The sequence below is a fragment of the Ornithinibacillus caprae genome, assembly GCF_009728145.1.
GTDB classification, from domain to species: domain Bacteria; phylum Bacillota; class Bacilli; order Bacillales; family Amphibacillaceae; genus Ornithinibacillus; species Ornithinibacillus caprae.
This window is the reverse complement of record NZ_WOCA01000011.1, coordinates 36,373-49,159: the sequence shown is the minus strand read 5'-3', so window position 1 is coordinate 49,159 and position 12,787 is coordinate 36,373. Positions and strand designations below refer to the sequence as shown.

13 protein-coding genes are annotated in these 12,787 nt (G+C 36.5%); 4 read left to right on the top strand and 9 right to left on the bottom strand.

The genetic code is table 11. The features are described 5' to 3' along the window. Nucleotides 1-69: 69 nt before the first annotated feature. From GMD78_RS21385 to GMD78_RS13645, 4 genes are all read right to left on the bottom strand, one after another. Nucleotides 70-234 (bottom strand): hypothetical protein, encoded by a 165-nt coding sequence (locus GMD78_RS21385; RefSeq protein ID WP_196493825.1) that lies wholly within the window; start codon nt 232-234, stop codon nt 70-72. A 69-nt stretch (nt 235-303) separates the two neighbouring features. After that, a complete protein-coding gene (locus GMD78_RS13655) occupies nt 304-1,500 on the bottom strand; it encodes a class I SAM-dependent rRNA methyltransferase (protein WP_155669435.1) in 1,197 nt (398 codons plus the stop codon). A gap of 33 nt (nt 1,501-1,533) precedes the next feature. After that, on the bottom strand, nt 1,534-2,337 hold the full coding sequence (locus GMD78_RS13650) for a GNAT family N-acetyltransferase (protein ID WP_155669364.1): 804 nt from the start codon (nt 2,335-2,337) through the stop codon (nt 1,534-1,536). Nucleotides 2,338-2,348: 11 nt separating this feature from the next. After that, entirely contained in the window at nt 2,349-2,852 is a 504-nt protein-coding gene (locus tag GMD78_RS13645) for a GNAT family N-acetyltransferase (RefSeq protein WP_155669363.1), read from the bottom strand. Between the two features lie 362 nt (nt 2,853-3,214). Here GMD78_RS13645 and GMD78_RS13640 point away from each other — a divergent pair, with 362 nt between their 5' ends. The 4 genes from GMD78_RS13640 to GMD78_RS13625 all read left to right on the top strand — a co-directional run bounded on the left by GMD78_RS13640 (nt 3,215) and on the right by GMD78_RS13625 (nt 7,086). After that, nucleotides 3,215-3,736: a hypothetical protein gene (locus GMD78_RS13640; RefSeq protein ID WP_155669362.1), complete on the top strand. Its 522-nt coding sequence runs from the start codon at nt 3,215-3,217 to the stop codon at nt 3,734-3,736. Nucleotides 3,737-4,022: 286 nt separating this feature from the next. Continuing rightward, on the top strand, nt 4,023-4,460 hold the full coding sequence (locus GMD78_RS13635; RefSeq protein ID WP_155669361.1) for a YaiI/YqxD family protein: 438 nt from the start codon (nt 4,023-4,025) through the stop codon (nt 4,458-4,460). Between the two features lie 276 nt (nt 4,461-4,736). Beyond that, nucleotides 4,737-5,600: a MurR/RpiR family transcriptional regulator gene (locus tag GMD78_RS13630; RefSeq protein WP_155669360.1), complete on the top strand. Its 864-nt coding sequence runs from the start codon at nt 4,737-4,739 to the stop codon at nt 5,598-5,600. A gap of 115 nt (nt 5,601-5,715) precedes the next feature. Then, nucleotides 5,716-7,086, top strand: a complete 1,371-nt coding sequence (locus GMD78_RS13625) for an aspartate aminotransferase family protein (protein ID WP_155669359.1) — start codon at nt 5,716-5,718, stop codon at nt 7,084-7,086. 39 nt (nt 7,087-7,125) lie between these two features. Here GMD78_RS13625 and GMD78_RS13620 read toward each other — a convergent pair whose 3' ends face one another. The 5 genes from GMD78_RS13620 to GMD78_RS13600 all read right to left on the bottom strand — a co-directional run bounded on the left by GMD78_RS13620 (nt 7,126) and on the right by GMD78_RS13600 (nt 12,673). Continuing rightward, nucleotides 7,126-7,704: a hypothetical protein gene (locus GMD78_RS13620; protein ID WP_155669358.1), complete on the bottom strand. Its 579-nt coding sequence runs from the start codon at nt 7,702-7,704 to the stop codon at nt 7,126-7,128. After that, a complete protein-coding gene (locus GMD78_RS13615) occupies nt 7,701-8,636 on the bottom strand; it encodes a hypothetical protein (RefSeq protein ID WP_155669357.1) in 936 nt (311 codons plus the stop codon). Before GMD78_RS13615 ends, GMD78_RS13620 begins: the two co-directional genes overlap by 4 nt. Before the next feature lie 139 nt (nt 8,637-8,775). After that, nucleotides 8,776-10,188, bottom strand: a complete 1,413-nt coding sequence (locus tag GMD78_RS13610) for a glycoside hydrolase family 18 protein (protein WP_155669356.1) — start codon at nt 10,186-10,188, stop codon at nt 8,776-8,778. A gap of 185 nt (nt 10,189-10,373) precedes the next feature. Beyond that, nucleotides 10,374-11,666: a CYP152 family fatty-acid peroxygenase CypC gene (gene cypC, locus GMD78_RS13605; RefSeq protein WP_246187664.1), complete on the bottom strand. Its 1,293-nt coding sequence runs from the start codon at nt 11,664-11,666 to the stop codon at nt 10,374-10,376. Between the two features lie 107 nt (nt 11,667-11,773). Further along, on the bottom strand, nt 11,774-12,673 hold the full coding sequence (locus GMD78_RS13600; protein ID WP_155669355.1) for a macrolide 2'-phosphotransferase: 900 nt from the start codon (nt 12,671-12,673) through the stop codon (nt 11,774-11,776). Between the last annotated feature and the right edge of the window lie 114 nt (nt 12,674-12,787).

The window sequence follows — 12,787 nt, the reverse complement described above, 5'->3', positions numbered from 1 at the left end:
ATTGAAATTCTCTTAACCACAAAAATATCAAAAAAGCCGCATCTAAAAAGATACGACTAGAAATATATTTTAATCCGAATTTCCCCTTCCAAGCACTCCGAAAAATGCCATTGCTAAAAAACCTACTCCTACACCAATGACGGACCCAGCAGCCACATGGTCTAACGCCATACCAATACCTACCCCTAGAATGATACAACCAACAAATGCTACACCACCACTTTCATAATTCAAGACCTTCACCCTCCCACCTTAGTCGCTTAGATTACAATACGACTATAGATCGTGTGAAGTTTCAAAAAGTTAATTTCCCTTCTTGATAAATAATACTTTTAGATAATTACCCTCTGGATATTCATTAGTTGTTCGGAAATCGTGTGGAAGACTATATTCATCTACAATACGATATTTTTCATTCATTTCTCTAAACGCTTGCTCTACAAAACCTTTAAACTTTTTCATACCAAATGTTGCACTATTTGTTGAGGCTACAATTACTCCATTTTCCTCCGTAACAGATATAGCATCCTTGATTAATCCTGGGTAGTCCTTCGCTGTGCTAAAGGTACGTTTTTTAGATCGCGCAAAACTAGGAGGATCTAAAATAACAAGGTCAAACGTTAAATTTTTTCGATTAGCATACCTAAAGTAGTCAAACACATCCATCACAACGATATCCTGCTGTTCAAAATCTATGCCATTTGCACTAAACTGTTCTATTGTTTTACTTTTACTTCGTTTAGCTAAATCTACACTAGTCGTCTTTGCCGCTCCGCCAAGTGCAGCTGCTACTGAAAAAGCTCCCGTATAAGAGAATGTATTCAGCACATTTTTATCTAAGGCATATTTATCCCTAATTACCTTTCTTACATCTCGTTGATCTAAAAATATCCCAACCATTGCACCATCATTTAAATACACTGCGTAATTCATACCGTTTTCCTTCACAATAATCGGAAATTGTCCGCGTTCCCCTTTTACAAAATCATCATCATCAATATATTTTCCTTTTGTATCAAAACGTTTCTTTTCATATATCCCTTTATAATCCCCAAGGTCCTCTAACGCACGAATAATCTGTTCCTTAAAAGAATAAATTCCTTCACTGTACCAATTTATTAAATAATAGCCATCAAAGAAATCAATGGTTATGCCACCAATTCCATCGCCTTCTCCATTAAAAATGCGAAATGCATTTGTTTGGGACTCTTCAAAAAAGGATACTCGTTTTTTCATTGCATGTTCCATTTTTGACTTAAAGAAAGGAAAATCAATTTTCTCTCCTTTATTATGAGAAAGTATCCAGCCAATCCCTTTATTTTGAATCCCATAATATCCCTTAGCAATGAAGTTTCTTTTTGGATCTACTAGATTAAAAATTGCTCCCTCTTCTTGTAGTAACTCAGCGTTTTGAATTGTATCTTTATTCACGAGTGGATATCCTTTTTGATACTTAGTAATATATTTTTGTTTGACTTGTAAATCTACTGCTGATTTCATCATTTCAATCCAATCTATTTGTCGTTATCTATATTATTTCACCCATAAGGCTTTTGTATAAGCAATTTTCATTCCTGCTTTTTGCATATTAAGCTGGCTTGTACTCCCAAAGGCTGCCTGTCCAACTATAACATCGCATGATACTTGTTTTACTTGTTCTATTCGATAATTTACTAATGCATTATGTACTCCACGATTTCTAAATTCTGGAACTGTTGCAGAAGCAGCAAGTGTTCCGATATGATCCTTCATGTGCAGCACACCAATACCTACTGGTTCACCTTCCACCTGTGCTACATAAAAATGCCAGGATGGATTTTCATATAGTACCTCATTGTTTTGGGCAACAAATTCCTTTAAAAAATCCGGCATAGAAAAGCCTCGTACATATATATCTGCAAAAATAGGAAATTCATCTTTTTTCAGCTTTCGAATGGATACAGATGCATGTAATCCGGTATGTAGTTCATTAATTGAACCATATAACGTTGTATGGAAATTATGTTGATAGAACCCTTGCCTCTGTAATTGTTGAAACAATTCAGGAGTACTTGTCGCAGGGGTAATTTCAAATCTAGCAGGTATATCTCGTTTTTTATAAAACGCTAAAATCTGTTCGATGTAACCTACATCATCCCCAGTTATTCCTTTTACTGTATTATAAGATGGGCCAGGGATACCCTTCACAGAAAAGGCCCTTGCTTTTCCAAAATCCTGAATTTCAACTCCCATTGGATTATCAGGAAGATTTTCAATCGCTTCAAGTCTGGATGTTAGTAAGGATAATTCGGATTGTTCCAGTTGATTAGCAAATGCTTTTGTGACCACCTGTTCCATTTCAACACCCCTTAGTCCATTCCAACAATTTTACTTCTTCTTTCCATCAGTACCACATCTCGCCAAACACCATTTAATTTTCCTATTCGCTTTCGGGTACCAACAATCTCAAAACCATGTTTTTCATGCAAATGAATACTCACCGCATTCTCAGGAAAAATATTAGCTTGTAATGTCCAAAAACCATTTTCTTCACTATCATCTATAATTCTCTTCAGTAATCGACTACCAATTCCTTTGCCAACACTGTTCATACTAAAATAAATACTTACCTCTGCAACGCCATTATAAGCTGCTCTTCTAGAAATAGGAGATAAAGCTCCCCAGCCAATTACTTCGCCATTTTCACGTACGACCAACCGGCACTCATTCAAATGACCTTGGTCCCATTCCTCCCATTTTGGAGCAACCGTTTCAAATGTAGCATTTCCAGTTTGAATTCCTTCGATGTATATATCACGTACCCGTTCCCAGTCAGTATCTCGCATTTTATCAATCACAATTGAACTTTCCATGCAATCTCTCTCTTTCTACCATTCGTTTTCTATCCAAAAGAGCCGTATAACGTATCTTCTGGAATCAATTAAGGTCTATTCTTCTATATTTTAGCTACGTACATCTCATGTTTATGTTTCCATTCTAGTGAAGATTGAACTAAACGTATTTACTCCCCTATATAAAAACACACGAGATCAATTAAATTAATCATAATCAATTACGACTGTATTTAAAAGACATTTATTATATTTTTTCTTTCAAAGTGCCTGTCACTTGTCGAAATTCGACAAGTGACAGGCACCAGAACAATTTAGACTTGAATGTATTTTCTGAATACTTTATAATATATAATTAAAAACAAAAGAGGAAGGAGGAAACTATGCATAAAGGCTTATATCGATTGGGGATTATTGTTGTTTTACTAGCAGGTATAATTATTTACTTGGATATAAATAATCGGATATCTTCCTATCAAACCCCTATAGAAGCAATGAATAATTTAAATGAACCCATATTGGAAATACAGGAGCCTCTTGATCCGATATACACAGATGACGATTATGCCTACATACCTTTCTATTCAGAGATAGTTAATACGAAAGACTATTTGGGAGTAGCCCTATTTAAAAAAGGCAACTATGGGTGGAAATATGTTGATATGTTCGGAGCAGGTACAATAACAAAAGATAATACAAATGGAGGTCTTTCGACTGGAAAGGATAGGTATTATATAGGATTGGCCACAGCGGACGTCTCATCTGTTATTCTCCAAGATGAAAAAGCACATCTCATTCCACTAACTGGTACGGATTTTCAATTATGGTTATTCCACCAAATTGATCCAAATGTGATAGGAAACGAACCACAATTTCTAGACAAAACTGGAAATGTGATGAAGTGAATCCCATCAGACGTTTTTTTATCCCCTCTGATTGTTTAGAAGTATGACCTATAGACCACTGAACGTATCGGATATTTATGGGCAGTGCCTTCACTTAATCTCCTTGGTTTCACCTCGTAGTTTTAAAGTGGGGGATACTCCCCGTTAAATGCGGGAAAATAACCATGCTTGGTCGATTAACAGGCTTTCTCATTCTTCCTCTTTCATTCCTTCTCCATCCTCTTATGGTTGACAAATACCTCCGCATTCGATTAGATGAAAGAAAAGCGCCAAATAGGAGAAAGCTATGAAAATATATATTGATGCAGATGCAAGTCCAGTCAAAGATATAGTAATTAAAATAGCCAAAAAAGCTCAGATACCTGTCATTCTAGTAAAAAGCTTCAGTCACTTTTCACATGATGAGGAGATCGATGGAGTCGAGACAGTATATGTAGATACAGGAGCCGATGCAGCAGATTATCGGATTATGAAACTAGCTCAAAAAAACGATATTATTATAACACAAGATTACGGTCTGGCTTCCCTTGGTTTAGGAAAGGGATGCATTGTTTTACATCATAAAGGCTTTGCTTATACAAATGAAAACATAGACCAACTTTTACAGACTAGACATGCGAGTGCAAAGGCAAGAAGAAGTGGTCAGAAAACAAAGGGACCTAAGCCCTTTACAGATCAAGAAAAGAAGAAATTCACCGAACTTCTGGAGAGGACTATAAAGTAAAACTTCATATCAGTGGGAGTTTTCTTCATCCCCACTGAATGTTAGTTGAACCAATCGGACATTTACGGGCCGTTGATCCCCCACTTATCCTTCTTCACTTCAACGTCTTGATGTGGGGGTCTTACTGCCCGTTACATGCGGGATAAAGTAAATCTTCAATCAGTTAGTTTCATTTACCTTCACCGATTGTAAGTACCTCAGGATATGACCTAAAAGCCTAGGTAAACTGTCCGTTTTATATGAAAAAGAAATATAGTAAAGAAGGGGGAACCTAAATTGTCACAAAATAACGTATTGAAAACAATTGCTGAAAAAGTTCCGAGCATGAGTAAATCACAAAAGAAAATTGCTTCTTATATTCTTGAAAATCCCCATTCTGCTGCTTTTTTAACAGTAGGAAAGCTAGCTAAAATAACTGGAGTAAGTGAAGCCACGGTTGTAAGATTTGCAAATTTTATAGGGTATGCCGGATACAACGAACTACAGCAATATATGTATGATTCCGTGGAAAAACAATTAAATACCGTTGAACGATTACAAATGTCAAGGTCCGTGTATAGTGAACAAGAACAAGGAATCTATGAAATCTTAGAGGACGATATCACAAACATACGTGCCACCATGGAAAATATAAATATTGAAGAATTTCAAAAAGCAGCTGACTACATATTGAATGCTAAAAAAATATATATTGTTGCAAATCGCAGCGCTGTTTCACTAGGTGTGTTTTTACAATATTATTTAGATATCATTTTTGGAAATAGCGAGCTTGTTTCTTCGAGTGAATCAGCATTCGAACGTATATACCAATTAAATGAAAATGATGTTGTAATAGGTATTAGTTTTACACGGTATACAAAAAGTACTATAGATATTGTTTCTCACGCTAATAAGAAACAAGCAAAAATTATTGCAATTACGGATAGTCTCTTATCTCCAATTACACAATATGCCAACGTTTCGCTACAGGCTACTAGTAAGATGCCCTCATTCTTAGATTCCTTTGTTGCTCCCCTTAGTTTGATTAACTCACTAATTGCTTTTATTGGCAAACAGAGACCTGATGAAATCAACCAACGGCTGGAAAACCTAGAGGATCTATGGGATCAATACGATGTCTTTTACCATAAAAAGAACTAGTTTATGAAATAAAAATTTCATAAATAAATATAAAAGAAATATTTATTGCATATTTTCCTTTCATTGCATATACTCTTAGTAAAGATGATTACTTTTTTACGAGGAGTCAATATCAATGCGAATAGACACTTCTTTTGAAAGTGGAGTAAAGGTTCAATCGGAAGCAATGTTTCAGCGTGCTAAGCAAGTAATTCCTGGTGGGATTTCGGCAAATATTAAATACTTTCCACCACATCCTATTGTAATGAAACAAGCAAATGGAAGTCATTTAATTGATGTCGATGATCAACGTTATATTGATTATTTACTTTGCTACGGTGCCTTGATTACTGGACACGGACATGATCGAATAGTAAAAGCAACTACAGAGCATATGCAACAGATCGGAACAACTATTTTTGGCACACCTCATGAATTAGAGGTCAAAATGGCTGAAAAGCTAATTAACCTCTATCCAGGAATTGATATGGTACGATTTACAAACTCGGGATTAGAAGCTACCCTACTAGCGATTAGAATGGCAATTGCGTATACCGGCAAAGAAAAAATCGGTAAATTTGAAGGTCATTATCACGGTGGGTTCAACCAGGTTTTGCTAAGTGTCAATCCTAGTGAAAAGGAAGCTGGTAATCCAAGGCAACCACATGCAATACCAGAATCAAAAGGGATTCCAACCCACGAATTAAAACAAACGATCATTCTGCCATTTAATGATTTAGAAGCAACAGAAAACATTTTACGGGAAAATGCTCATCAACTCGCAGCCATCATAATCGAACCTATTCAAGGTGGGTTTATCCCTGCAGAGCCAGAATTCATCAATGGTCTACGAAAACTTACAGAAGATCTAGATATTCTATTAATCTTTGACGAGGTAAAGACCGGTTTTAGAGTACATTTAGGTGGAGCACAGAGTGTTTATCAAATAAAACCTGACTTAACAGCACTTGGAAAAGTACTTGGAGGTGGCTTCCCAGTAGGAGCTGTTGGAGGTAAAAAAGACATCATGATGATTAGTGCACCAACACAGGAAAGTGACATATTCTCTGTTGGGGGCGAAAGTCGAAGAAAAAATGACGTCGTTTTTCATAGTGGTACGTATAACGGCCATCCGATCGTCTTAGCAGCGGGACTAGAGACCATTCGACTATTAGAAGAAGACCATACTATGGAAAAATTATTTAATAAAACGAGTCGTTTACGTAGTAGTTTAGAGAAGTTATATCGTCAATATGACATACCGATGAAAACAATCGGCATGGGAAGTATTTTTAATATTATTTTAACCAATCAACCGATCCGAAACTATCGGGATATGTGGAAGGCGAATAGCAGTCTTCGCCAAACGATTGACTTGGAGTTATTAAATCTCGGAATATACGTCAAACCATTAAATAGATACTCACTATCTATTGTTCATACAGAGGAAGACATAAACCAGACAGTAGAAGCACATGAACAAGCAATAGTTAAGGCTATAATGTAAATTAGAAAGGAGAAGTTCCCGAGATTTCTCCTTTCTTTGTTAAGCTAAAGTAGAGTTATTAGAATCAGAAAAATCTTCATCTAGCTTCTTAAAACGGCGTAGTAACACCAAAAACATTATTTCCACAATTAATGCTCCGATTAAGCATACAACAGATATCCCCATGACAAAATCAGTGTTTACATTCATATGAAATGATTGCAACATTAAAAAGATAAACATGAATACCAAGTATATTTTAGAAAATTTAAACGTCCAATCTAGTAAATTTTCTGCTCTCCACTCTCTTGCAATCCTAACCATAAGCTGAAACATGTAGAAAACTAGAATTATCTTTAATAAAGCTAATACTGATATGTATATATGCCAAAACGATAAAGGATTAATTGTTTGATTAATTGAATGTTGTGACACGAAAACACTCGGGATTGATAGAATACACAATACAATCGCCCAATTCAGTGCTTTTTTACCAATCGTAAATTCCTCTATCAAACTTGATAAACCTGAAATTATTAAGAAATAACCAACTGGATCAGGAAGAATATCGATTAAGATATTGATTTCAACTAATACTAAGAAAAAGCCCCAAAATATTTTTCTAAATGAATTACTCATTTCGTTCCTCCTCCCTTTTTATTGATAAGCTCCTGAACATCTTCAGATTCTAGGTATGGATGATCTAGTATATGGCTTTGGCCAATAATTTCCTCACCTGATTCTGTTTCTCCGATAACACTCATAGAAAAATCAAAGAAGCTTATTCGGTTATCACTTAGTTTTGTAGAGATTTTTATCCAACCGTCTTTTTCCAAAGTAATTGGAAACACATCTTGGGTTAATTCTATTCCGGGTACATCCTTCCAGGCAATTTGAAGATCGTCTCCAGCACTATCCGAACGAGTTTGGTGGTAGTCAAATTCCTCTTTTATTTGTTCATTATCCGAATCTACCTTCATAGCAATATCATTCGAGATTTCTTCGGCAAAAGGCAGCTGAATATCTACTATATTTAATTTTTCTCTAGCCGTAATAACATTCACACCCCTATGACTGCTACCACTCATACGAAAATCAAATCCCTCATTAGCCCGATTCAACTTCGTGATTTTTACCTTACCGATATCAGCTACTTGTTGACCATTCGAAAAATAAACATTGATATTTTCAAATGACCATGAATCACCGGCTTCCAAACTTAACATATCTACAGGAACACGAAATGTAGCAGCCATTAAATAATAGTGACTATATTCTTGTTCATAGTGTACTCGAGGTTGTTGATGATTATCAAACCACATCCATGCATTATTTTCAGGATGTAACATAACCTCATTAACCTCTGCATAGCTAACTGTATCAGGATCTTTCTTGTTAGTTAGATAATAAAAAGTAAGTTGAACCTCATGCTGTTCGTCGTAAATTTCTTTTGTAATATAATGATCTAAAAATATCGGCTCTTCTAATTGTTTAGATTGAAAAAATATATAATTACCAATGTTACTTATTAAAACTAGTAATATTCCTACCCATAAAACCTTTTCCTTCAACTGATTTCCTCCTAAATAACCGCTTCTATCAAAATCCTATACTAACCCATTCAACAAATTTCTGCAAAATCCTCTATAATCATAAAAAACACCCTCAACGACTATCTTCGTTAATGGTGTTTTTTTGATCGTTAATCCGTTACAATTTCCGAATCGTAAAGTTGTCTTGCAACACTGCCCAGTTTTGTGGGAAACGATTTCCTAAAACCCAATAGCTCCCCCCTCTTAATCCGTACTCCTTTATTAGGTCATATTTCGCTTGCATACTACGAGCATCTTCAAACCACACCTCATGTTCTTGTTGATTTTCATCCATATACCTATAGTACGGAGCTTGGTATGTCTCATGATACTGGATATCAACTCCATAATCAGCCGCTCGATTCACCGCTTGTACTGGGCTAACTGTCTGCGCTATTGTCCCTTGGACCCACGGAATACGCCAATCTCGACCATATAACGGAATTCCCATCAAAATCTTATTTGTAGGAATGGCAGTTACAGCATAATCTAGGACATCACGTATTTTATTAATCGGTGCAATTGCCCAAGGTTCCCCCCCAGCCCATCCCCATTCATAGGTCATTAAAACAACAAAATCCACGATTTCTCCGTGGGCTGAATAATCATGAGCTTCGTATAATAAGCCCTGCTGGTCGGCTCTTTCCTTTGGTGCTAAAGCGGTTGACACAGAATAACCTTCTGGACGTAACCTTGCGACAACCCTTCGTAAAAAAGCATTATAATTTTCACGATCTTCCGGATATAAATATTCAAAGTCAATATTTAATCCGGAATACCCCTTTTCTCGCATTATACTTAGAATGTTCGTTATTAATGTTTCCTGTGCTGTTGTATTTCGCAGTAAAGCAGCACCTAAATCTGAATCAAATGTTTGATTGGAGTAATTGGTTAACACAAGAAGTGGTAAGACATTATTAGCTCTCGACGCCTCTATTACTTGTACATCCTGCATCTCTGTAAGCGAACCATCTTCTCGATAGCTATACATGAAAGGCGATAAATAGGTGAAATTTCTACCTAAAGCCAAAACTTCCTGCCTACCTGATTCATTCATTTGGGTAGTATACGCATTAACTTCAATAATAGGTTTAGCTTCCGTTGGGATTCTCAATGTTTGACCTGGATAAATTAATGAGGGACTTTCAATATTATTTACTTGTAATATTTGATTAATGGTAACTCCGTAGCGTTGTGCGATGGACCAGAGATATTCACCTGGCTGTACATTGTGAGGAAAAAAGGGTAGTTTAAGCATCTCACCAACATAAATTAAATTAGGATCTGTTATGCCATTTACTTGAACAAGATCTTCAACCGTAATTCCTATACGATTTGCCACCTGCCAAAGACTCTCTCCCGATTGTACAACATATTCTTGATCAAGCTCAGGAATAACAAGTGCCTGCCCTCCTACAAGCACATTAGGATTTTCCAACTGATTTACTAACGATATTTGGTTCACATCCGCATTATACATCTGCGCGATCCTCCATAGGGATTCACCACGTTTCACGACATGAATTTCCATTTAAATTCCCCCAGTTACAGTATCTACTTATCAAGTTATTCATCAATGACTTGTCCTAGTATAAAAATGAAGGGAAATTCATTATTATTAATACATTTAGATTTAGAAACGTTAATTCAGTTAACGTATGAATTATAAGAAAGCTTTCTTATCTGCCAATAGAAAAAACCCTGATGCAAAAAACATCAGAGCTTCCGTTTTATATTTGTAAGGATAACCCTACTTTTCGGTAAACTAGGCATTCTCATCATACTATAATTTAAATCCTGCTTAGGCATATCATAATACATTTTCCGCACAAAGGTATCTACACTAACTTTCATAACCTCAATTGTTAACCATTCTCCGGGACAACGATGTCCTTTATGATAATCCCCACCACCTTGAGGTATAAAATCAAATGGATCATCCTTGCGATCTGCAAATCTCTTTGGATTAAACTCCCAAGGGCGTTCCCAAATGTCCCGGTGGTGGTTTGTTCCATAAATATCTAACAACACTAAATTCCCCTTTTTAAAATCATGCCCTTTCCATAAAAAGTCTTTTTTTACCCTGGCAGCCGCAAATGGAAAAAATGGATAATATCTTCGAACCTCTTGGACAAACATTTCATCATAGGAATCATCTTTACTAGTTAACTTGCCAGCTTGCTCTGGGAAATCATGTATTGCCAATGCACAAAATGCAATATATACCGCAATAGCTACAATAGGACGTAATATATTGATAACTTCAACAGCAGTCACCTGACTATTTAACAATTTCCCATTGGAATCACGATACCAAGCCAATTCATGGAGTGCTGTTCCTTCTTGTGTTTCCATATTCCCAGCACGAATCTGCTCGATCATACCCTTAATCCAACTCTCTGAACTATTACGAGCCTGTCTACCACGCCAATGTCTTGGTCCGACTGCAGCAGCCGAATCGAATAATGCTGCAAGTTGATTTGTTCTAATTTTAACCTCTTCTTCCTGTAAAGGAACCCCTGCCCAGCGACAAGCAACTCGTGTTAGTAATTCCTTGGATTCCTCAAAAAGGACAACTCGATCCATTCCTTCCCAGCGTGAGATAAATTGGTCATATTCATCCCTCGTAATATGCACAACTTCTTCTAAGCTCTCACGACTCATTAGTGACATAAATACTGCTTTACGGTGTTCGTGGGAGGCACCATCCATTGTTTGAATTGCTTTCTCACCAAAAATAGTTTGTCTCACTCTTTTTGGGGCAGCTCCTTGTCGGATAAACTTTTCCTCATCATAAAAAACTTCAGCTGCATCCTTTCCTGCTATACAAATCGCTTTCTGACCACCTAGAAGTCGTGTTTCAAAGATATCCCTTCCAAACTTCTCTCGTCTATTCGAAATATATCGGTAGCCTTCCATCATTAAAGACAAGCTATTATCTAATCCTTTATCAATCGGTATTTGCTCTCTGTACGGCATTTTCTCACCCCAATCGTATGTACGTTTCATTTGATAGGTTTCGTTTATGTTTGGTGCTTTATACTACAAATTATTTAAATGTTGTATTCGTAGCAATAAGAAAAGAGCACCCCTTTTAAAGAGATGCTCTAATTTGACTACTTTACCCCAAGTGTTTGCTTGGCCATTTCCTTATATTCATCCAGATCCGATTTGATTGCAAACTCTGCTATTCCTACTGGATATGCAGCCGTTAGTTCCATAATATGCTCAAACATTTTCGGCCACACATAGCCCCCTGCTTCTTCATACGCTTTCATCAATTCTTTAAGGGCCTTCTCCCCAAATATCATATTATGAGAGACAAAGTCATGTGCCGGATCATCAACCCTAGCCTCTGTCCAATCAATAAATCCCGTAACCTGAGTGCCTCGATCAATTAATATATGACCAGCATGTAAATCACCGTGAATAAACGCTGTTTGTTTTGGCCAAAAATCATCATTTTGAAGCCAATTTTGCCACCGTTTCCAAAGTTCTTCCCCAACCCCAAATTCCGATTTCACATTATCCATTCTCTCTTTCATAGATACCCTAATGTCCTTTGGCCCCTTCGTTGGAATTCCTATTTCTAGCACACCTTTATGATCCACATTATGCAAAGCTACCATGGCTTTACCCAATGTCTGATTAAAATGTGTAGGTACATTTTTTTCATCAATCTCCCATACATATGCTTTTGCTTCCGGATCGATGGTTCCTGCAGGGACACCTTTTAACTGTTTATAAGCTATTAAATCATCGGAGAAAACTTCCCAAACAGGTGACTGTATTGGCAGTTTTCCTTTAACAAGTTCTAAGATCTTTTTTTCTTTTTTCGCAGTTGGAACAACATCATTACGTCTAGGTAAACGTAAAACCCACTTTTCCCCTGCATCATCACTCGCAAAAACAACTTGAAAATCTAGCCCAGATTCATTACGCACTAAAGAATTCTGCTGTAGTTTTAATCCATGCTTTAATGCAATTTCTATTACTTGTTCATTTGTTAAAGTCATGCGAACACTTCCTTATTATTTTATTTTGATAGTTAAAAACTTTGCTATATGCTAATAACAAAAAGCACAGACGTCTGCCTGTGCTTTTGTAAACAGTGGATATTAGTATTTAGA

Coding starts and splice junctions, on each gene's coding strand:
- GMD78_RS13655 (WP_155669435.1), bottom strand. CDS start 1,500: ATGAAATCAGCAGTAGATTTACAAGTCAAACAAAAATATATTACTAAG.
- GMD78_RS13650 (WP_155669364.1), bottom strand. CDS start 2,337: ATGGAACAGGTGGTCACAAAAGCATTTGCTAATCAACTGGAACAATCC.
- GMD78_RS13645 (WP_155669363.1), bottom strand. CDS start 2,852: ATGGAAAGTTCAATTGTGATTGATAAAATGCGAGATACTGACTGGGAA.
- GMD78_RS13640 (WP_155669362.1), top strand. CDS start 3,215: ATGCATAAAGGCTTATATCGATTGGGGATTATTGTTGTTTTACTAGCA.
- GMD78_RS13635 (WP_155669361.1), top strand. CDS start 4,023: ATGAAAATATATATTGATGCAGATGCAAGTCCAGTCAAAGATATAGTA.
- GMD78_RS13625 (WP_155669359.1), top strand. CDS start 5,716: ATGCGAATAGACACTTCTTTTGAAAGTGGAGTAAAGGTTCAATCGGAA.
- GMD78_RS13620 (WP_155669358.1), bottom strand. CDS start 7,704: ATGAGTAATTCATTTAGAAAAATATTTTGGGGCTTTTTCTTAGTATTA.
- GMD78_RS13610 (WP_155669356.1), bottom strand. CDS start 10,188: ATGGAAATTCATGTCGTGAAACGTGGTGAATCCCTATGGAGGATCGCG.
- cypC (WP_246187664.1), bottom strand. CDS start 11,666: ATGAAACGTACATACGATTGGGGTGAGAAAATGCCGTACAGAGAGCAA.
- GMD78_RS13600 (WP_155669355.1), bottom strand. CDS start 12,673: ATGACTTTAACAAATGAACAAGTAATAGAAATTGCATTAAAGCATGGA.